This window comes from Shewanella sp. MM_2022_3, assembly GCF_022557375.1.
Classification (GTDB): Bacteria; Pseudomonadota; Gammaproteobacteria; order Enterobacterales; family Shewanellaceae; genus Shewanella; species Shewanella xiamenensis.
The window spans coordinates 1-20795 of the sequence record NZ_JAKZGV010000053.1 but is presented as its reverse complement, the minus strand read 5'-3'; the positions used below and the strand labels follow the sequence as shown (position 1 = coordinate 20795).

14 protein-coding genes are annotated in these 20795 nt (G+C 45.5%); 5 read left to right on the top strand and 9 right to left on the bottom strand.

Features of this window, described 5'->3' with window-relative positions:
- Nucleotides 1-132 precede the first annotated feature (132 nt).
- The 3 genes from gltS to folX form a co-directional block, all read right to left on the bottom strand.
- Nucleotides 133-1356, bottom strand: a complete 1224-nt coding sequence (gltS, locus tag MMG82_RS18415) for a sodium/glutamate symporter (protein WP_037426727.1) — start codon at nucleotides 1354-1356, stop codon at nucleotides 133-135.
- A 550-nt stretch (nucleotides 1357-1906) separates the two neighbouring features.
- Complete coding sequence (locus MMG82_RS18410) at nucleotides 1907-2797, bottom strand: TIGR01777 family oxidoreductase (protein WP_047537029.1); 891 nt, start codon at nucleotides 2795-2797, stop codon at nucleotides 1907-1909.
- An 82-nt stretch (nucleotides 2798-2879) separates the two neighbouring features.
- Nucleotides 2880-3248, bottom strand: a complete 369-nt coding sequence (folX, locus tag MMG82_RS18405; RefSeq protein WP_037419769.1) for a dihydroneopterin triphosphate 2'-epimerase — start codon at nucleotides 3246-3248, stop codon at nucleotides 2880-2882.
- A gap of 98 nt (nucleotides 3249-3346) precedes the next feature.
- On the opposite strand from folX, the gene MMG82_RS18400 reads away from it, so the two are divergent.
- Both MMG82_RS18400 and MMG82_RS18395 read left to right on the top strand, forming a co-directional pair.
- Nucleotides 3347-4453 (top strand): AI-2E family transporter, encoded by a 1107-nt coding sequence (locus MMG82_RS18400; RefSeq protein WP_047537032.1) that lies wholly within the window; start codon nucleotides 3347-3349, stop codon nucleotides 4451-4453.
- Nucleotides 4454-4459: 6 nt separating this feature from the next.
- Nucleotides 4460-5371: a class I SAM-dependent methyltransferase gene (locus MMG82_RS18395; RefSeq protein ID WP_037426733.1), complete on the top strand. Its 912-nt coding sequence runs from the start codon at nucleotides 4460-4462 to the stop codon at nucleotides 5369-5371.
- 589 nt (nucleotides 5372-5960) lie between these two features.
- Here MMG82_RS18395 and MMG82_RS18390 read toward each other — a convergent pair.
- The 3 genes from MMG82_RS18390 to ackA form a co-directional block, all read right to left on the bottom strand.
- Nucleotides 5961-6395, bottom strand: coding sequence for a hypothetical protein (locus MMG82_RS18390; RefSeq protein WP_047537034.1), 435 nt, complete (start codon nucleotides 6393-6395; stop codon nucleotides 5961-5963).
- A gap of 458 nt (nucleotides 6396-6853) precedes the next feature.
- Complete coding sequence (pta, locus tag MMG82_RS18385; protein ID WP_037419786.1) at nucleotides 6854-9007, bottom strand: phosphate acetyltransferase; 2154 nt, start codon at nucleotides 9005-9007, stop codon at nucleotides 6854-6856.
- Nucleotides 9008-9128: 121 nt separating this feature from the next.
- Nucleotides 9129-10328 (bottom strand): acetate kinase, encoded by a 1200-nt coding sequence (ackA, locus tag MMG82_RS18380; RefSeq protein ID WP_047537366.1) that lies wholly within the window; start codon nucleotides 10326-10328, stop codon nucleotides 9129-9131.
- 141 nt (nucleotides 10329-10469) lie between these two features.
- On the opposite strand from ackA, the gene yfbV reads away from it, so the two are divergent.
- A complete protein-coding gene (yfbV, locus tag MMG82_RS18375) occupies nucleotides 10470-10913 on the top strand; it encodes a terminus macrodomain insulation protein YfbV (RefSeq protein WP_086023991.1) in 444 nt (147 codons plus the stop codon).
- A gap of 14 nt (nucleotides 10914-10927) precedes the next feature.
- Here yfbV and pflA read toward each other — a convergent pair whose 3' ends face one another.
- Both pflA and pflB read right to left on the bottom strand, forming a co-directional pair.
- Nucleotides 10928-11668 carry a pyruvate formate lyase 1-activating protein gene (pflA, locus tag MMG82_RS18370; protein ID WP_037419790.1) on the bottom strand — a complete coding sequence of 247 codons (741 nt, stop codon included), beginning with the start codon at nucleotides 11666-11668 and terminating at the stop codon, nucleotides 10928-10930.
- 63 nt (nucleotides 11669-11731) lie between these two features.
- A complete protein-coding gene (pflB, locus tag MMG82_RS18365; protein ID WP_037419792.1) occupies nucleotides 11732-14014 on the bottom strand; it encodes a formate C-acetyltransferase in 2283 nt (760 codons plus the stop codon).
- A 1028-nt stretch (nucleotides 14015-15042) separates the two neighbouring features.
- On the opposite strand from pflB, the gene focA reads away from it, so the two are divergent.
- Both focA and yfcC read left to right on the top strand, forming a co-directional pair.
- Nucleotides 15043-16029 (top strand): formate transporter FocA, encoded by a 987-nt coding sequence (focA, locus tag MMG82_RS18360; RefSeq protein ID WP_037426738.1) that lies wholly within the window; start codon nucleotides 15043-15045, stop codon nucleotides 16027-16029.
- Between the two features lie 272 nt (nucleotides 16030-16301).
- The gene (gene yfcC, locus MMG82_RS18355; RefSeq protein WP_241407255.1) at nucleotides 16302-17870 is read left to right on the top strand and encodes a putative basic amino acid antiporter YfcC; all 1569 of its coding nucleotides are present in this window, start codon (nucleotides 16302-16304) and stop codon (nucleotides 17868-17870) included.
- A gap of 154 nt (nucleotides 17871-18024) precedes the next feature.
- On the opposite strand, the gene MMG82_RS18350 is transcribed toward yfcC, so the two are convergent.
- The gene (locus MMG82_RS18350) at nucleotides 18025-20679 is read right to left on the bottom strand and encodes a TonB-dependent receptor (protein WP_047537372.1); all 2655 of its coding nucleotides are present in this window, start codon (nucleotides 20677-20679) and stop codon (nucleotides 18025-18027) included.
- Between the last annotated feature and the right edge of the window lie 116 nt (nucleotides 20680-20795).

Genomic DNA, 20795 nt, shown 5'->3' with positions numbered 1-20795 from the left:
GTAACACCCCATTTGTAAAATGAAAAGCACTGGCATAAACCAGTGCTTTTTTATTGGCGGTGAAATCGTTTCTATCATTGGATGACAACGATGATGACTTTACCGTTCATTTCATTACAAAGCCTTGTAGGGTTACATTATAAAACTGAGGTAGCCCTGCAATACAATCAAATTGACGATATCGATAAAGAAGGCGCCGACAATCGGTACCACCATAAAGGCCTGAGGAGAAGGGCCAGTGCGCGATACCAGTGCGCCCATGTTCATCACTGCGGTTGGGGTGGCGCCCATACCAAAGCCACAGTGACCGCCAGTGATCACTGCTGCATCGTAATTGCTGCCCATCACTTTAAAGGTTACAAAATAGGCGAACAGCGCCAGCACGACGGTTTGCACCAACAGGATAATCAGTAGTGGGATCGCTAGATCTAAAATTTCCCACAACTTGAGATTCATCAATGCCATAGAGAGGAATAACGACAGTGCCACTGTGCCTATCACATCGATACTCTCAGTATGCGGTTTATAACCGCGGGTGACTTCGGTGATGTTGGCGATGATAACGCCAAGAAACAGGGCATAGACAAAGTCTGGCATCTTGAGCCAATTCAGCTGATATTCGCTGACAAACACAGTAAACCATTTTGCCCCCGCAACGCAGATCAGCAGTACAAACAGGGTTTCGATGATTGTCTTGGCGGTGACTTGGTCCTCTTCGAGCTGATCATAGGTCACCAGTTGTGGATGCGTGGCGTGGTGCTTACGGCCCATGCCGTAACTAGATATCAGATTGTGCTTGCCAATGAGACGCTGCGCGACAGGGCCGCCGATAATACCGCCCATGACCAAGCCAAAGGTGGCCGCCGCCATGGCAAGTTCTAAGGTGTTGATGCCGTAGTTTTCGGCAAAGGTTTGTGACCAAGCAACACCTGTTCCATGGCCGCCAGAGAGGGTAATCGAGCCTGCGATAAGGCCTAAGATAGGGTCTAAACCAAGGAGGCTCGCGAGACTCACGCCAACCGCATTTTGGATGATGATATACACCGAGGCCACGCCGAGAAAGATAAACACTTTCTTGCCGCCACTAAGCAGTAGCTTATAGTTAGCCGATAAACCTATGGTGCTGAAAAACATCAGCATTAAGGTATTTTGCATGGGTAAACTAAAGATGAGAGTGATGTCTTGGAAATGTAAAAAGGCAACGACTGCGGCGATGACCAGTCCACCTACGATAGGCTCTGGAATATTGTATTGTTTAAAAACACGCACATGGCGATTGATGGAATGGCCAATAAACAGCACGAAGATAGCAATTAAGAACGACTCGAGTTCGCCAATTGTGTAAGTGGTGTGCATGATAGTTCCTTACAAATGGTTTGTGTGGGAATACCGCTAGACTCAAGGTGAGTTAGGGTGACCCATCTCATTGTTTAGCTCTCGCTAATGCTAAGTGTTAAACGCGCGATCTAAGGACCGATTCTTGTCAATCCCCAAGGTTGGAGAAGAAATACTAAGCGCGAATATGAACCGTATTGGTATAGTTGATCAGCATCGCCACCGAGTGGGCGAGTACTGAAGATAATGGTCTTGCTTGGGGCGTTAACTGTGCTTCAGTGCGGGTGCTAACACGACAATATCGATAAGCAAGAGGCGAAAGTGTAACAGAAAAACGGGTTGATGTCGCTAAATAGTCTTTAGAATCATTGTGTTGTATTTATGTTTTGATGCTGTTGCCAAATCGGTCTAATCAGCCTTGTTGCACTAGGCTGATAAACAAATTCTATACTGGGTTTTTTATCTCTGATTTCTAAGTCATTCTTCAGTATCATATTAACGCTTGCCGATTGGCTTGATAACATTTTATTACCAAGCCAGTTACGGGGTATGAATGACGCCATATAACAGATTAACTTGTGAGTAGGTCTTTAAGTGCTGGCTCAAGTTGAGCAAAACGGAAACTAAAGCCTGCGTCGAGCGCATGTTTGGGGAGAACAAATTGGCCTTCGATCAGCAGATCCGCCATTTCACCCATTGCGAGTCGTAAAACTGGTGCAGGTGCTGTCATAAAGGCTGGACGGTTTAATACTCTACCAAGAGTTTTAGAAAATTCAGCATTACTGACAGGATGGGGGGCTGTGGCATTAAATATGCCTTGGCAAGTTTCATTACAAAGTAGAAAGTCGATCAGGGCCACCATATCGTGGATGTGTATCCAACTCATCCCTTGACGGCCATGACCTATCGGCCCGCCAAGACCGAGTTTGAAGGGCGGTAACATTTTTGCCAGCGCACCGCCATGCCCAAGCACAATCCCCGTACGGAGGATACAAACGCGGGTTTTGCTCGTCGCTTTAAGTGCCAATCGCTCCCATTCTTTACAAATGTCATGGCTAAATTCAGGGTGGGGCACTGCGTGCTCATCAAGGGGAACCGCGCCTTGGCGGCCGTAAAAACCAATGGCTGAGCCACTTATCATTACCTGTGGTGGATTGCTACTTTGCAAAATCAGTTGGCTAAGCCTTGCAGTAATATTCCAGCGACTATCGCAGATGCGCTGTTTTTGCTGAGCAGTCCAACGTTTCGCCACTATCGGTTCGCCAGCAAGATTTATAACGGCATCGATATGATTTAAATCATCAATTTCGTCTAGTGAACTAAGATATTGATGCTGAGGGCCTAATAATTGCCGACTATTGGCAGGATGGCGAGTCAGCAATAACAGTTGGTGATGGTTGGCTAAATGGGCCACTAATTGCTGACCAATAAACCCACTTGCTCCCGTTATCAAAATCTTCATCGTCAAATCCTTAGGTGAGGGTGGCTATCTTTTATTTCAAACCTTATAAGCAATATACGGCAACGGACAAGTGGGGATCACTTTATTGATTTTTTTGGTAACACAGTTCCATCGATACCGAATCAGCAAAGCGCAAGGCATGGGGCTTATCGATTTCGACACTGGCAAATTCAACCCAAGGATGCTCGCTGGCAATGGCTAAGGTTTGGCTGGTAAGGTTTTCAAGTAGTGAGAAGCGATTGTTTTCAATCAACTCAATGATCTTTTTTGTGATAGTACGATAATTAAGCGCATCATCGACATTATCACTGTTGCGAGCTTTGGCGGCGCAGTAATGGATAACGACATTAATGATTACATCCTGCCTATTTTGGATTTCATCTTCTTTTATGCCGATAAAAGTGCGTAGTCTTAAGTTTTTAATGCGTATAATCGCGGTTTCTGGTTTCATAATAACAATCTAGTATCTAATGCTTAGGTGATTGAGTTTGAGACATTTCTTAGGCTAGCCTAACAACTTTATCGAAGATCAAGAAGGATTTTTACTCCATGACACGATCCAATTCGCCGACTGCCGCCTATAAAGGTTTTGCAGTTATGGCTTTTGTAGTGATTATTTTGGCAGGGATAAAGGCCGCCAGCCCGATTGTTGTTCCCTTTGTTTTATCCTGTTTTATTGCGGTGATTTGTAATCCAGCGATTGTCTTGATGACTAAATATCGGTTGCCTAAATGGCTTGCCGTGATCCTGCTAATGGGGTTTATCGTGTTGATGGGCTTGTGGCTCGCCTCTTTAGTGGGCAGCTCAATCAATGAGTTTTCTAAGCAGTTGCCCCAATATCGCGATCAGCTGGTGGAGCAGTTTTCTTGGGTGCTACATAAGTTACAGGCACTCAATATTCAAATCTCTAAGGAGCAAGTCTTAGCCTATTTTGACCCTGGCATGGCGCTATCTATGACCACCAATATGTTGTCGGGTGTGGGTAATGTGATGGCGAATTTGTTCCTTATCATCCTGACCATCGTCTTTATGCTATTTGAAGCGCAGTCTTTACCGAAAAAACTGCACTTGGCCTTGGATGATCCGGATATGCGCCTGCAACAGATTGACCGTTTTCTGCAATCGGTAAATCAATATATGGTGATTAAAACCCTCGTTAGTTTAGCGACGGGCTTGATAGTCGGTATTGGACTGGCCTTTATCGGTGTGGATTACGCGCTGCTTTGGGCGGTTATCGCCTTTTTATTCAACTATATTCCCAATATCGGTTCAATTATTGCTGCAATTCCTGCTGTATTGCTGGCCTTTATCCAATTAGGCCCTGCCGCAGCAGGCGGAACCGCGCTGCTTTACATCGGCGCGAATATGGTGATGGGCAATGTGGTCGAGCCTAAATTTATGGGCCGCGGTCTCGGGCTTTCCACTTTAGTGGTATTTCTATCGTTAATTTTTTGGGGCTGGTTGTTGGGTTCTGTTGGCATGTTGTTGTCGGTTCCCTTAACCATGGTGGTTAAAATTGCCCTTGAATCCAGTAAGAGTGGTAGCTGGTTAGCCATTTTATTGTCCGATGATGTGGATGATAAACTGGTGAGCCAATCGACAAGCACTACTCCGGTTTCTGAACCTGTCGATACTCATTCAACTGATAAGAAGTAGTAGATAATGCAAGGTTTTATAGATGCACTGGCGACAATAAAAGTCAGTGAAGATGCCACGCGCTTATTCCACGGCCGCGGTGGACATTATCCAGGTTGCGAGCATCTTTGCTTAGACTGGTTCGCGCCCGTATTGTTATTGACCAGTTTTTCGGCCCTTGAGGCAGCTGAGCTCGCCCTTTGCCAACAGGCCATTACGGCACGTTGGCAAGTGATACAACCCAATCAGCCATTAAATTTGGTGTATCAATACCGCAGTGGTGGCGAAACCTTTAGTCAATTACTGGCGGGTGACGTGCCAGAGCCTCATATCGTGACTGAAAATGGTGCGAGGTTTCAGGTACATTTACTGCGTGGTCAAAACCACGGTTTGTTCCTCGACATGGCCAATGGCCGTGAATGGGTGAGAGCCAATGCACGCCACAAGAAAGTGCTGAATTTGTTTGCTTACACCTGTGGATTCTCGGTGGCAGCACTGCAGGGCGGCGCCGATGAAGTGGTGAATATGGACATGAGTAAGGGGGCTCTTGCGATAGGTAAGCAGAATCATCTGCTGAATGGCTTTACCGCTGGCGCGCGTTTTTTAGGGCACGATATTTTTAAATCGTGGGGTAAATTGCGTAAGTTAGGCCCCTATGACATCGTGGTTGCTGATCCGCCGAGTAATCAAAAGGGCAGTTTTGTAGCAACTAAGGATTATGTGCGTTTGCTCAGGCATTTACCCGAGTTGTTAGCCGATAATGCTGAAGTCTTGCTTTGCTTAAATGCGCCAGAGCTTGACACTCAATTTTTGCGTCAGCAGGTTGAGGAGGCGGCTCCTGAGCTTGAATACCTTGAACGTTTACCTAACCCTGCATCCTTTGCAGACATCTCTGAGGAGAAATCATTAAAGGTGCTGCGGTATCGTTTAAAAGCGTAAACTACAGTAGTCATCAGGGTTAAGTGGCCTTGATGACTACTTTTATAGCATCCATATTACCTTTCTACGCAATTGCTCCCAGTTTGCACTCATCTTCTTATATGCTTTATTTATCAACCACAATTCTTTAGCACATCATCCTACACCGGCTGAAAGTCTTTCATGGTTTAATACTGCTTTTTGGCATTTTAGATGATAAAGCACCGATTTCATCTTTAAGTTGGAAACAAAACTGAAAGTTTTCTGTAATTGTTGATTTTGCTTTGGTATACTCAGCGCCACGGAAATTCCCTTTCCTCATGGGCAAAATGTCTGCATAGAACGACATGCCTTTGCGACCTTACAAAATCGAGCAGGAGTTGTTATGGAAGTTCATGAATACGAAAACGCTTACTACCAAGTTAAAGACGATGTGATGACGTCTTTACCTGCGCAGAACGAAGAAGAAGCGGTCTAAGTTCTGTAAGCCATTCGCTTACAGGACAATTCTGAGTCTGAAGTAACAAATACAAGCACATGAAAATAGCAACCTTAGGGTTGCTATTTTTTTATCTGAGTTCGGATATTCGTTTGATGCGTTATCAACCTATTAGCCATTGACCTTACGTTTTTCAGGCATAATCTCAACGATAATCCACTTACCGCTTATTTTATGCAGGCGAATTGTTCTGTCATCAATCCAAGGTTGTCCACCTTTTAGACCTTTCATCTTAACGACTACTAAGACGTCTTTAGTAAATTTACGGAAGAAGTCGATATCGATGTCATCAATTTCCATTTCGACATTAGTCATAGACAGGCTAAGCACATTACGTTGTACTGCGGCAGCGATATAGTAGTGGGTGAGTACCTCTTTGAGCTGCTCATTGACATACAGCTTGGCTTTTTCGACATCTCGGTCAACATAAATGGCGCTAAAAAAGCCTAGGCTGACTTCTTCGGGCGTGAGCACGTGTTGTTCTTTGTCTGTGGGTTCGCCACAGCCAAACAAAAACAGTAATGAAAGGAAAAATAAGGTTCTCATGGCTTTTAGTTATAGGAATTTGTCACGAGTATCGCGATTTTAGCGGCTATGTTCAAGTTTTGTAATAATGGGCATCTTTGGCGAGAATGTCTTGACTCCTGTCTAATGGTTGTGGCATACCTTAAAGGATTCGCTTTTTAGGTTATCCACAGAATCTGTGGAAAAGTATGTTGAAGACTAGATGGATGCTTTTTAAGTGCCTGATACTATAACGCTTTATTTGCTGGTTAAAAAGTGACGCCTTTCTGTTAAGCCTTATTTCTGGCCTTTCCTTGTGGATATTTTTATAAAACTTTCCAGTCTATTCACAGCATTTGTTTTTCATCAGCAACATTTTTACCGTATTTTGGCTTTAATTTAAGCGTTTAATGCTGTCTATTTTGCGACCATTTGCCTCTGGAAATAAAAAAGCACTGAACAAGTCAGTGCTTTTAGGTTGAGCGTGTTGTTAGCTCAATTTACGATTTTTTAGCATCGTTTTGTGACGCTTGAATTGCCGTGAGGGCGATAGTGTAGACAATGTCATCCACTAACGCACCGCGGGATAAGTCGTTCACAGGTTTACGCATGCCTTGTAGCATTGGGCCAATACTGATCAGGTCAGCACTACGTTGTACAGCCTTGTAGGTAGTGTTACCCGTGTTGAGATCGGGGAACACAAACACAGTGGCTTGACCTGCTACAGGGCTGTTAGGTGCCTTAGAGCGAGCCACGTTTGGCATAACGGCCGCATCGTATTGCAGTGGACCGTCAATAACCAGATCAGGACGTTTTTCTTTGGCGATACGAGTGGCTTCACGCACTTTATCCACATCTGAACCAGTACCTGAGTTACCCGTTGAGTAGCTGATCATCGCTACTCTAGGCTCGATACCGAAGGCTTTAGCAGATTCTGCCGATTGAATCGCGATATCGGCCAGTTGTTCAGCATTAGGATCGGGGTTAATCGCGCAGTCACCGTAAACCAGCACTTGATCTGGCATCAACATAAAGAAGATGGAAGAAACAAGGCTCGAGCCTGGGGCTGTTTTGATCAATTGTAGTGGTGGACGGATGGTGTTGGCGGTGGTGTTAACCGCGCCAGAGACAATGCCATCGACTTCGTCTTGTGCCAGCATCATAGTGCCTAGCACCATGTTGTCTTCTAACTGCTCTTTGGCAACGACTTCGGTTAAGCCTTTACTACGGCGTAGATCCAACATTGGCTCTACATAGCGATCACGTACTTCATCGGGGTCGACAATAACAACGCCTTCACCTAGCACGACATCTTGCTGCGCCGCTATACGCAGAATTTCATCTTTTTTACCTAATAGCACGCAACGCGCGATACCACGTTCAGCACAAATGGCCGCGGCTTTGATCGTACGAGGTTCATCACCTTCAGGCAGCACCACGGTTTTGTGGGCGGCACGGGCAAGCTCGGTTAGCTTGTAACGGAACGCTGGTGGTGACAGGCGATGTTCCCGCGGAGAGTTTTTCGTGACGCTCTCAATCCACGTTTGGTCGATATGGCTAGCGACATATTCCTGCACTAAGTCGATACGAACGGCATCATCCACTGGCACTTCATGGTCGAAGCGTTGGATATTTAATGAGGTTTGCCAAGTATTGGTATCAATCAGGAAAACCGGTAAACCTGTCTCAAAAGCTTGTTCACAGAGTTTAAGGATCTCTGGCTCAGGCTCGTAGCTGCCAGTCAGTAGCAGGGCACCAATCTTTACGCCGTTCATGGCGGCAAGACACGCAGATACGATCACATCGGAGCGATCGCCAGAAGTCACCAGTAAGGAGTCTGTCTTAATATGGTTGACCATATTAGGCAAGCTGCGAGCACAGAAGGTGACTTTACGTAGACGGCGAATATTCATCTCACCGGCATTAAGAATCCGTGCGCGTAAGTGTTTAGCTAAATCAGAGGCGCGTGGTGCGACTAAGTCTAGGTTGTAAGGCACGCTACCTAAAATGCGCAGTGGGCTCTTACCCGGCAGTTGGAACATGATAGAGGCATCAGAGCGTTGTACACCTTGATGATCAAACACTTCTGATAAGTCAGGGCGTGCACGACCTTCATCGTCCACCGGTGCACCAATCTTGTTGATCACGGCACCGATCAGACGTTTGTTGTTTTTGCCACCCCAAGAGTTGTAGGCAATTTCGAGGCGATTCATTAACCCTGTTGGAGTATCACTGCCAGGAGTGGCAATGAAAATCACGTCAGCATCCATAGCTTTAGCGATAGCGTAGTTAACGTCATCGGCAAAGGGATGGTTGCGGGTAGGTACCAGACCTTCAACAATCAGGGTTTCGGTGTTGCTGGCGCATTCTGCGGCGCGGGCAATGATTTGCTCCATCAGCACATCGGTTTGATCGGCGCGGATCAACGCTTCAGCATGGGCCATATCGAAGGGCTCTAACGGATTAACCGTTGGTGATTTGCTTAAAATCGTGGTTGAGCGTTCTGGACCGTTATCATTCGGACGAAGCTGTGAAATAGGCTTAAAGAATTGGACTTTTACCCCGTGGCGCTCTAAGGCGCGCACCATACCAAGGCTTAAGGAGGTCAGGCCGACTCCTGTACCTATGGGGATTAACATAATATTTCGAGACATAAAAACCTCTAAGTTCGATGGTTTTTGGCAGAGTAGTCTCTGCGGATTTGCTTGTGTTTGTTTAGTTGTAGGTCACTAATAATAAAGCCGTTTGACGACGCAAACGGCTTAATGAGTCTTATTATTTACTAATGAGTTTAATTGAATCTTCGGCGATAACCCACTCTTCGTTGGTTGGGATGACCATAGCGACAGTACTGTTGTCGGCGGTGATAATGCCTTTTTTACCGAAGCGTGCCGCTTTGTTGCGCTCGCTATCAACATGGAAATTAAAGATTTGCAGCATGTTGAGCACTTTCTCGCGGATAATATCGGAGTTTTCGCCGATACCGCCAGTAAAGACTACGGCATCTAAACGACCAAGTGGAACAGTATAAGAAGCAATGTATTTCGCTAGACGGTAGCAGAAAATCTCCAGTGCTAAGGTTGCACCTTTATGGCCATCGGCATAACCTTCTTCGATGCCACGGCAGTCGTTAGTCAGTTCAGAAATCCCCAGCAGACCACTTTGCTTGTTCATCAGGTTGTTGACTTCTTCCAGCGTGTAACCGAGTTGGTGTACTAAGTGGTAGATGATCGATGGGTCGAGATCGCCACAGCGTGTGCCCATGACTAAGCCTTCAAGCGGCGTCAGTCCCATTGAGGTATCAACGCTCTTGCCGCCTTTAACCGCCGTCACAGAGGCACCGTTACCTAAGTGCGCGCAGATCACATTGGTTTCTTCTAAAGGCTTGTTCAACACTTTAGCGGCTTCACGGCTGACAAACAGGTGGCTAGTGCCGTGCATACCATAACGGCGGATACCGTGCTCACGGTACAATTTGTATGGCAGGGCGTAGATGAAAGCGCGCTCTGGCATGCTTTGGTGGAACGCAGTATCAAAAACAGCCACTTGTGGCAGTTTAGGGAAAGACGCAATGGCGGCGCGAATGCCGATAAGGTGCGCAGGGTTATGCAGCGGTGCTAGAGATGAACACTCTTCAATACCTTTGATCACATGCTCGTCGATGATCACAGAGCGGGTGAACTTTTCTCCACCGTGTACGATACGGTGACCTACGGCTTGAATTTGTGCGGCTAATTTAGGTTGACCCGCGAGGATTTTATTGACGATAAATTCAACGGCTTCACGGTGAGCGGTGAATGCACCTAAAGAGGACTCATGTTTTTCACCGTTGATTTTCCATTTAATGCGCGAGTCTTCTAAGCCAAAACACTCGGCGAGGCCAGAGATCTGATCGTCACCTGTTTGCGCGTCAATGACGGCAAATTTGAGTGAGGAGCTACCGCAATTGAGTACTAAAACCAGTTTATTAGACATGTGTAAACCTTTTGCCATTGTGTTTAAGTTAACGATTCAAAATCTTGGGAACACGCGAGTAATTTGCCATCACAGTCTTGGGGCGAAGTGCCAGATTGTGCTATGGTAAAAGCAGTATTCCTCTGTAGTAGGTGTCTAAAATTGAGTCTCAATATTCTCAAAACCTTAGGTGACGGTCGTCGTTATATGAAGACGTGGCCTATGGTTAGACAACTGGGTTTGTATTTTCCTGAGTATCGGGTGGTACGCGCCACTCAGCTTGCCATTCTGGTGATGCCAGTATTGGCAATTTTAGCGAGTGTGAGTCAGCTCTATACCTATGGTTGGGGATTTTTACCCCAAGCACTCACTATCGCGTTGTTTTTTATCAGCCTGCCATTGCAGGGCTTGTTATGGCTAGGCTGGCGTGCGCGCCATCCATTACCGTTATCGCTGTTCGACTGGAGTAATCAGTTGAGTGCGAAATTGTCTGCCATGGGCATTCATTGCCAATCCTTGGGCGCTAAGGCGTGTTACCTTGATATGGCGCTCATCTTAAAAATAGCCTTTGAGCGCTTAGATGCCAGTTATTGGGAGGAGCTTTAAGCCTCCCTTGACGCTTAATATGCCGCGTTAATCCCCTGTGAGCTAAACACGGCTTTAATTTTTTCCATGGTTTCGCGACTAGGTGGTGCGACACCATCAAGTTGATAGCTTTCTCCCATCGCTTCCCACTTGTGTTTACCAAGCTCGTGGTAGGGTAGGAGTTCTACTTTTTCAATATTCTTCATGGGTTTGATAAATTCGGCCAGTTGTAATGCCGAGGCTTCATCATCAGTAAATCCACCCACGACCACATAACGTATCCAAGTTGGCTGATTGCGTTTGGCGAGGTACTCGGCAAATTGCAGCGTTCTGTGGTTGCTAACCTTGGTCAGTTCAATGTGTTTATCGTCATTCATCTGTTTGATATCGAGCAAAACCAGATCGGTATTATCGAGTAGCTCATCAATCACTGGTGTGTACTTACGCACAAAGCCATTAGTATCTAAACAGGTATGAATGCCTTCTTTTTTACAGGCTTTAAAGAGTTCGGCGACAAACTCCGCTTGTAATATGGCTTCGCCGCCGCTAGCGGTGACGCCGCCGTTGCTGGCATCGAGGAAGGGGCGGTAGCTAATGATTTGGCTCATTAACTCGTCGACTTGTACTTCCTTACCTCCATCGAGATCCCAAGTATCACGGTTGTGGCAATATTGGCAGCGCATTAAACAGCCCTGCATAAAGGTGATAAACCGTATGCCTGGACCATCCACTGTGCCAAAGGATTCCACTGAGTGGATCCGACCGGTAACTGCCATTGTGACTCCTGTTGAAATAAGTGAGGCTGTAGTACATTGTACTACAGCCTTACCTAATTTAGCTTACAGACCTTTTGTGAACGTACGCGTGATCACATCTTGTTGCTGTTCTGGAGTCAGTGAGTTGAAGCGAACTGCATAACCAGAAACACGAATGGTCAGTTGTGGATACTTGTCTGGGTTGACAACCGCATCCTCGAGCATTTCACGGTTCATCACGTTCACGTTCAAGTGTTGACCGCCTTCGTGTCCTTCGTTGTGGGCAAAATATCCGTCCATCAACGCTGCTAAGTTGGTACGACGACCATCTTCATCTTTACCTAGAGCATTAGGTACGATAGAGAAGGTGTAAGAGATACCGTCCTGAGCGTGGGCGAAAGGCAGTTTAGCCACTGAGGTTAACGAGGCGATTGCGCCTTTTTCATCACGGCCATGCATTGGGTTTGCACCCGGTGCAAATGGCGCACCTGAACGACGACCGTCTGGTGTGTTACCGGTTTTCTTACCATAAACCACGTTCGAGGTGATGGTCAGAATTGACTGAGTTGGGATCGCGTTGCGGTACATTTTACGGTCGCGAATTTTCGCCATAAAACGTTCAACTAAGTCACAGGCGATATCGTCAACACGTGGGTCGTTGTTACCAAATTTTGGATAGTCACCACTGATCTCAAAGTCAACGGCAATGCCATTTTCATCACGCACAGGTTTAACTTGAGCGTACTTGATGGCTGACAGTGAGTCGGCTGCGATTGAAAGCCCTGCGATACCACAGGCCATTGTGCGACGTACATCTCTGTCGTGCAGCGCCATTAGCGCAGCTTCGTAGGAGTACTTGTCGTGCATGTAGTGAATGGCGTTCAGTGCTGTGACATATTGCGTTGCTAACCAATCCATTAAACCGTCTAAGCGATTCATCACATCATCAAAGTTCAGCACTTCGTCAGTGATTGGGTCGGCTTTTGGCGCGATTTGGATTTTCAGTTTTTCGTCAACGCCACCGTTAATTGCGTACAACATGGTTTTGGCGAGGTTTGCACGGGCACCGAAGAACTGCATGTGTTTACCCACAACCATTGGGCTCACGCAGCAAGCGATCGCATAATCGTCAGATTGGAAATCTGGACGCATTAAGTCATCGTTTTCGTACTGAATTGAGCTGGTGTCGATAGACACTTTTGCGCAGTACTTTTTAAAGCCAACAGGCAGTTTTTCAGACCAGAGCACAGTGATATTTGGCTCAGGGCTTGGGCCCATGGTGTATAGCGTGTTCAAGAAGCGGAAGCTTGATTTGGTCACCAGTGTACGGCCATCTAAGCCCATACCGCCGATAGATTCGGTTGCCCAAATAGGGTCACCTGAGAATAACTCATCGTATTCTGGAGTACGTAGGAAGCGCACCATACGCAGTTTCATCACGAAATGGTCAATCATTTCTTGAGCTTGTTGCTCAGTGATAACACCGTTTTTCAGATCGCGTTCGATATAGATATCCAGGAACGTTGAAGTACGGCCTAAAGACATCGCTGCGCCGTTTTGGCTCTTAACCGCAGCTAAGTAACCGAAGTAAGTCCATTGGATAGCTTCTTTAGCATTGGTTGCTGGGCGAGAAATATCGAAACCGTATTTTGCGGCCATTTTCTTCATTTGGCCCAGTGCGCGGTGCTGCTCGGCAATTTCTTCACGCAGTTGGATAACGTTAGATAAATCTTCGCCGGCTTCAAACTGGGCTTGCAGTGAGCTGAACTGGGCAAATTTATCCTTCATTAAGAAGTCGATACCGTAAAGTGCAACACGGCGATAGTCACCGATGATACGGCCACGGCCATAGGCGTCGGGTAAACCGGTTAATACACCGGATTTACGACACGCCATGATTTCTGGGGTGTAGACGTCGAATACGCCTTGGTTGTGGGTTTTACGCAGTTCTGAGTAGATGTATTTAACATCTTCATCTAGTACGCGATCGTAGGCGGCGCATGAGCTTTCCACCATACGAATACCACCGTTAGGCAACATAGCGCGTTTGAGCGGCGCATCAGTTTGTAAACCAACGATAGTTTCTAAATCTTTATTGATATAACCCGCGTCGTGGGAAGTGATGGTTGAAACCATCTTAGTGTCGAAATCAACTGGCGCATGGGTACGGTTTTCTTGCTTGATGCCTTCCATCACTTTGTCCCACAACTTGGTTGTGGCTTCGGTGGCACCGGCTAGGAATGACTCGTCACCTTCATAGGGAGCATAGTTTTGTTGAATAAAGTCACGTACATTGACTTCAGATTTCCAATCGCCAGGGGTAAAACCTTCCCATGCGTTGGCAAACAGTTCAGTTTTGTCGGTCATCGTACTAATACCTTTTGGTTGAGATAAAGGTCATTGGCGCTCATGGGGTAAGCCATGTTGAGTATAGGCCAATTGCTATTTCCTGATTAAAGCTCCCTTCAAGATGACGCCCTATGATGGGAACTGGAACTTGGGGATGTTTATCGCGCCAAGTGTCTGTCTATTGATACCCGATAAGATGACAAATATACGTTTAACGTGGATTATCGGCTATCGATAACTCTTTTTATAAATTGGTAAGACCAATTATCCATAAGCATATTAACATAGCTCTTACTGTCTCGCATCTTAAACGGGCGAGTTTGTACTCTGTTAATCTTAAATTTGCTAGCGAGGTAGCATTTTTTTAGCACAATAAGGATTAAAGCACGCTTTTGTTGGCCCATTGCGGGCTGAAGCTATCGCTTATTTAACAGACTGTCGCGCTTTTAATCGGCGAAAGCTATCACCGTATCGATTGATTTTTAATGGTTACGATTTAATCTCCAATGGGCAGGTAAAGCTGGGATGAAAAAGGCCTGATTATACGGAATGCTTGGCGGTGCTAAAGCATTTAAAGATAAGGATGTTGATGCGGAATATTGTTGTGTCGGGCTTCGAATACTGTGATTTCTTGTTGAGCCGCTATTTAAAAGATTACAGCACTTAGTCAACAACCCGCCATCTCAGTGAAGGATACTTATGCTTCACTCACTCTGTATAAGGTTAAATCTGCTTAATCTAGTCAGTGAATAATGCTTAGATGGGCGGTGATAAATTGGCAAAATGCAAACAAAATTGGTATGACCAATTAACCTTTTGTGTTTGCCTCTTCAAAAATTTCACATTTTACCTGTGAATAACATCACGCTTTGGCAAACTCTGCTTCACGGCGAACACGATTTGTATGTTACAAAGCGTGACTTTAGTGAGTCATCATTTAAGCAAGTCTTAATGTAAATTTTGATTGGTTTGATCTGCGCCTCGGCGCTGTAGGAGAGACCTATGTTGCAAGTTCGCGTTTGTTTATCGGGTTTGGGAGTACGGTTATGAAAGACTCACATGCTAACGCTCCACAGACATCATCAAATGGCTATGAGCCTGTGCAGGTTTCTTCGCATTTTAGTTGTTATCACCAAGCCGAAATCTATGGCAAAAGTAAAGTGGTTAAGGCGCCTTGGCAATCCTTTGGTTTAGCGGTGTTTGCGGGAGCCTTTATTGCTTTAGCCTTTGTGTTTTACCTGACCGTCACCACGGGTGCGGGCGATAGTGCATGGGGCTTAGTACGTCTTGTGGGCGGTATCGCCTTTAGCTTAGGGTTAATTTTGGTCGTGATTTGCGGCGGCGAGCTGTTCACTAGTTCAGTCTTAAGCAGCGTGGCTTGGGCGCAAAAACAAGTGACTACCAGTGAGTTACTCAAATGCTGGACGCGAGTTTACCTAGGCAACTTTGTCGGCGCCATGTTGATGGTCGGCTTGATTATGGCGGCGGGCTTATATGAGCTTGATGGCGGAAATTGGGGACTAAATGCTTTAAAGGTCTCACAACATAAGCTGCACCATACATGGATTCAAGCATTTAGCTTAGGTATTTTATGTAATATGCTGGTATGTCTTGGTATTTGGATGACCTTCGCCAGCCGAGAATCGCTAACCAAAGCCATTTTATTGATCCTACCTGTAGCCATGTTTGTTAGTAGCGGTTTTGAGCACAGCATTGCAAACCTGTTTATGGTGCCGTTTGGGATAACAATTCAAGCTGTGGCAAGTCCGGAGTTTTTTGCTTCCTTAGGTATTACCCAAGAACAATTTGCTGATTTAACGGTAACAAATTTTGTATTCAATAACTTAATTCCTGTGACCTTAGGCAACATCGTCGGCGGCGGCGTGATTGTTGGCCTCGGCTATTGGTGGATTGAGCAAGGGCAACTTGCCTTACCCGATCCACAAAAATCCCATCAGGCCCATTTTTTCGCGTCACCATTGCATACTGAAAAGGCGAAAAATAGCCAAGAGACTAAGTCATTAAGGGACTAAGTAATTAAGAGAAAGTAATCAAGAGAGTAAGGCACTTAGGTTTGTGAGTCTCTCTTTGAGTGATATTTGCCTTAGGCTCATAAAAAAATGCCCAGTTTTACTGGGCATTTTTTTGTTTTTTCACCGCAAAGGCTTTTTTATGCAGATTACTTGTTTGTGATAGATGTGAGCATTTTGCATATTCATGCAAGTGAATGAAGATTTTATATACTGATTTACAGCGCTTTAGTTTATAGTGCGGCCTTTTCCGTTTGACATAAAATGGCGCATCTATGACGACTCCACCTTCGACGAATCAGCCAACAGAAGCAGTTCAGACTGCTCCGGCATCATCCGCTTCACACACTCCCTCACCATTTCAAATGCCCGATACCTTAGTGATCATCTTTTTTGTGGCATTGCTTGCGGGATTAATGACTTACTTTATCCCCATCGGGTCGTTTCAAACCCAAGAGGTGCATTATCTAACGGATGGTGTCGATAAAGCGCGGACGGTGGTCGACCCTACTTCTTTTGCCTATCAATTGGATGCTGCGGGCGAGCCTAAATTGCAACCTGTGGCATTGTTTAAAGGCGAGGGCGGGGTTGGCTTTTTTAACTTCGCCTTTGAGGGCCTAACTTCAGGATCTAAATGGGGCAGTGCGATTGGCGTGATCATGTTCATGCTGGTGATTGGCGGTTCCTTTGGGGTGGTGATGGCCACAGGCACCATAGATAACGGCATCTTAAAGTTAATCGATAAAACCCGTGGCAATGAAAAGTTATTTATTCCGGTGATATTTACACTGTTTTCCCTTGGTGGCGCCGTGTTTGGCATGGGAGAAGAGGCCATAGCTTTTGCCATTATCATCTGCCCATTAATGATCCGTTTGGGCTATGACGGCATCACCACTGTGATGGTGACCTATGTGGCGACTCAAATTGGTTTTGCCAGTTCTTGGATGAATCCCTTCAGTGTGGCGATTGCCCAGGGTATTGCGGGAATACCAGTTCTTTCAGGCAGTGAGTTTCGCTTTCCTATGTGGCTTGGATTTACCTTGCTCGGGATTGTCTTTACTATGCGTTACGCCCATCGCATTCAGCAGCAACCCAGTTTATCCCATAGTTTTCAGTCCGATGCTTATTTTCGAGAGCATCATGCCAATACGACATTAGAGAGTCGCTTTAATCTTGGCGATATACTGGTTTTAGCATTGTTAGTGCTCACTATGGTATGGGTGATTTGGGGCGTAGTGGTAAAAGCTTGGTTTATCCCTGAGATTGCCAGTCAGTTTTTTACCATGGGTATGGTAGCTGGCGTCATTGGCTGTGTGTTTAAACTTAATGGATTGACGCTTAACAAGGTGGCGCAGAGTTTTAAGGACGGCGCTAAAACCATGTTAGAGCCAGCTCTTTTAGTGGGATGTGCCTCGGGGATTTTACTGCTCCTTGGCGGCGGTGCACCGACTGAACCAAGCGTGTTAAATACGGTACTTAACAGTGCTGGCGGGGTGATTGGCCATCTACCTGATGCGCTCTCGGCGTGGTTTATGTTGCTGTTTCAATCCGTATTCAACTTTTTTGTGACTTCAGGGTCAGGGCAGGCTGCCTTGACTATGCCACTGATGGCACCTCTTTCTGACATTGTTGGTGTGACGCGCCAAGTGGCGGTATTGGCCTTTCAACTAGGTGATGGCCTCACCAATATCATAGTGCCCACTTCAGCGTCTTTGATGGCCACTCTTGGCGTATGCCGCGTCGATTGGGGTAACTGGATGAAATTTGTATGGCGCTTTATGTTGCTGCTGATGCTGGTCTCAAGCGTACTGGTGATTGGCGCGCATTATCTTGGATTTAACTAGGTGTGAGAATTTAGCTAGGCGCTAGGGGGAACCTGAAGCAGCGGGGTAAATAGGAGCTAAGGTTTGACTTAGTCATATTGGTTTAAAAGTATATAAAAAAACGGCATCCGAGGATGCCGTTTTTGTTGTGGTTTTCTATCTTCCTAAAGGGAAATTAGAATTTCACTTTGTATCCTGCAAATACGACACGACCTAAGATGTTATGAGTATCTGTATCGTATCCTGGGTAGCCTAAGCTGTAGTTAACAGTTGGCATTGCATCAAACAGGTTACGAGCACCTACAGTGACTTTACCGTAGCTATCGAAGTCGTAGTTCAGTGTCAGATCCCACGTGGTGAAAGATGAGAAGTCTTGTTTATTCGTGCCAACTTCTTGTTGTTGTGGCGTTTCACCATCGTAAGAATCAATGTACTTAGCAATCAAAGATGCAGAGAAGTCATCAATTGCATAGCTAAATGTCGTATTGAAGCGTAGTGGCGGATAACCTTTAGTACCTAACACATCATAACGTTTAGCAATTGGGCTTGCTTGTTCGGTGTATTCCAGGGCATAAGTACCTTCAACTGCAAACTTAAATGTACCAATTTCCCCTAAATCGAAGTTTGACGTGAAAGATACGTCAAGACCCGAAGTTTGTACGCCGTCCATGTTGATGTTGCCTGCACCAATCTCATCGATAGTGCCATCAGCTTTACGTTTAACATAGATGTATTTAGGGTCATAGGCACCTAAGCCACCAATTGCTTCTAAGTCAACGATAGTTTGTGCACCGATGTAGCTTACTTGATCAGTGATTTCAATGTTGTAGTAATCAACAACAAAATCGATATTCTCAGTAATATTCCACACTGCGCCGAAAGCGTATTGAGCAGATTTCTCTGGATCTAGGTCTTTATTACCTGAACTCTTACGCAGATATTGGTTATCTTCACAAGCAGGATTACCGTTTTGTTGATCAGGTGGTAGACTTTGGCACAGAGTAGTATCTGTGACTCTGTCGTAACTGGTTGCTGGTTTGCCTAACAGGTCATCTAGTGACGGTGCTCTAAAGCCTTGGCCATAGGATGCACGTAGCACTAAGTTATCTAAGGCTTCGTAACGTACGTTTACAGAGCTAGAAAGCTGACCAACATCTGGTAAGCTATATTGGTCGTAACGGCTTGCGAGCTTCACGTTCAAGTGATCTAAAACTGGTAACTCTAACTCAACGAATGCCGCTTTGTAGCTTCTATCGCCAGCAGAATCACCACCATAAGTCCCTAATACGTTACCTGCTGCTTGTTGAGCGTCACGGGAATCTTTGTATTCAATTTTTTGGTATTCCATACCAACAGCATAACCTAAGTCACCGCCAGGTAAGGAAATTGGAGCAAGTGCCGCCCATGACAATCCGGTGCCGGTTGTATTTGAGGTTGCTTTACGAGTAGCTGTGTGTAAGAAAGTATCTAAAGTGGCTTGAGTTGCGTTGCCACCTTCAACGAATGGGTTATACAAACCTTTATCAACCGCTTCTTGCAGCTTATCTTCGAAGACATAAGAGTCAGTTTCAATGTTTACAATTTGATCTGAGTATTGAACGTACCAGCTCAGAGAGCCTGCATCTAACTCAAGGTTTAAACCTGTTACTATGTCAACTACATTTGAGTCGAATTCCGTTGAACGGTCTGCTACGCCTTTCAAGCGATGATAAGCTTGAACTTCTGACGCATTAGCTGTGCCGAACGTTGGGTTTAATGGGTTATCGGCTGCTATGTATAGGTTAGGAGTCCACAGCGCAGTAGAAGACGTGATGGATTTATCACGCATTACGATAGCTTGACCAAACCACTCTAATTCATCAGTAATACGGTAAGTCATATTAGAGAATACAGAGTCTTTTGTTTGATCTGGGAGATAGTCAGTACCGTCAAACTGGTTAAAACCACAAGCTGAACCGTCTTTGGTGGTTACAATGCGATCGGCTGGACAATCTTTACCTGGAACCTGCAAGCCTGTATAGACAGGTGTGCCGAATGTGCCATCTGCGCCTTTCACTGGACGAGATTCAACTGGACGATATGTGCCTTCTGGCGCATATAAGCCGCTACGGCCGTATTTCTTATCCCAGTTAGCGGTTAAGTGAGGACGTTGGCCACCTTGCAGTGGATCAAATTGCTTGTGTTCGATGATTACTAAGCTGCTGCTTTTATCACTGGTATTACCAAAAGTGATAGAAGCCGACTTTTCATCTCTTCCGCCTTGAGTTGGGCTACCAAATTTGGCATCAAATGCTAAACCGTCGAAAGTCTTCTTAAGGATGATGTTGATTACACCACCGATAGCATCTGAACCATAAATTGCTGATGCACCGTCACGTAAAATTTCAATACGTTCAATTGCATCCATTGGAATTAAATTGAGGTTAGTGGCATCACCACCAAATGTAGCAGATGGCGCAATACGGCGACCGTTGATCAAGGTTAGCGTACGGTTTGAGCCTAAACCACGCATACCTGAGCTAGCATGGTTACTTGCAGAACTACCTGCATCGCTAATGAAGCTACCGGCAGTGTTAAATGGCATTTGTGCTAAAACAGCAGAAACATCGCTTAAACCTGTTTTTGCAATATCTTCGGCAGATAAAACTGTTACTGGTAACGCTGATTCCATATCCGTTCTTTGGATACGTGAACCTGTTACCTCAATGCGTTCTACCTTAGCGTTATCTCCTTCTTCAGCGTAAACAGCCATACTAGATAAAGCAGCTGTTGTAGCACCACCAATTAACGCAAAGCGAACCGCTTTGGCCAATGTTGAATTAGCGCGCATATCATTCTCCCTTAACACTTGTTATTTGTTTAGTTGTTATTTTAATTAAATACGGAACGTTATAGGAAATAAGTGCCTATTTAATTAGGCTCCAGATATAACCACAAGAAAATAAC

Excerpts from the sequence above, each read along its gene's own strand:
- MMG82_RS18400 (WP_047537032.1), top strand. The coding sequence starts at position 3,347 with ATGACACGATCCAATTCGCCGACTGCCGCCTATAAAGGTTTTGCAGTT.
- MMG82_RS18410 (WP_047537029.1), bottom strand. The coding sequence starts at position 2,797 with ATGAAGATTTTGATAACGGGAGCAAGTGGGTTTATTGGTCAGCAATTA.
- folX (WP_037419769.1), bottom strand. The coding sequence starts at position 3,248 with ATGAAACCAGAAACCGCGATTATACGCATTAAAAACTTAAGACTACGC.
- gltS (WP_037426727.1), bottom strand. The coding sequence starts at position 1,356 with ATGCACACCACTTACACAATTGGCGAACTCGAGTCGTTCTTAATTGCT.
- MMG82_RS18350 (WP_047537372.1), bottom strand. The coding sequence starts at position 20,679 with ATGCGCGCTAATTCAACATTGGCCAAAGCGGTTCGCTTTGCGTTAATT.
- MMG82_RS18390 (WP_047537034.1), bottom strand. The coding sequence starts at position 6,395 with ATGAGAACCTTATTTTTCCTTTCATTACTGTTTTTGTTTGGCTGTGGC.
- pflA (WP_037419790.1), bottom strand. The coding sequence starts at position 11,668 with ATGGCAGTTACCGGTCGGATCCACTCAGTGGAATCCTTTGGCACAGTG.
- focA (WP_037426738.1), top strand. The coding sequence starts at position 15,043 with ATGAAAGACTCACATGCTAACGCTCCACAGACATCATCAAATGGCTAT.
- pta (WP_037419786.1), bottom strand. The coding sequence starts at position 9,007 with ATGTCTCGAAATATTATGTTAATCCCCATAGGTACAGGAGTCGGCCTG.
- ackA (WP_047537366.1), bottom strand. The coding sequence starts at position 10,328 with ATGTCTAATAAACTGGTTTTAGTACTCAATTGCGGTAGCTCCTCACTC.
- MMG82_RS18395 (WP_037426733.1), top strand. The coding sequence starts at position 4,460 with ATGCAAGGTTTTATAGATGCACTGGCGACAATAAAAGTCAGTGAAGAT.
- yfcC (WP_241407255.1), top strand. The coding sequence starts at position 16,302 with ATGACGACTCCACCTTCGACGAATCAGCCAACAGAAGCAGTTCAGACT.
- pflB (WP_037419792.1), bottom strand. The coding sequence starts at position 14,014 with ATGACCGACAAAACTGAACTGTTTGCCAACGCATGGGAAGGTTTTACC.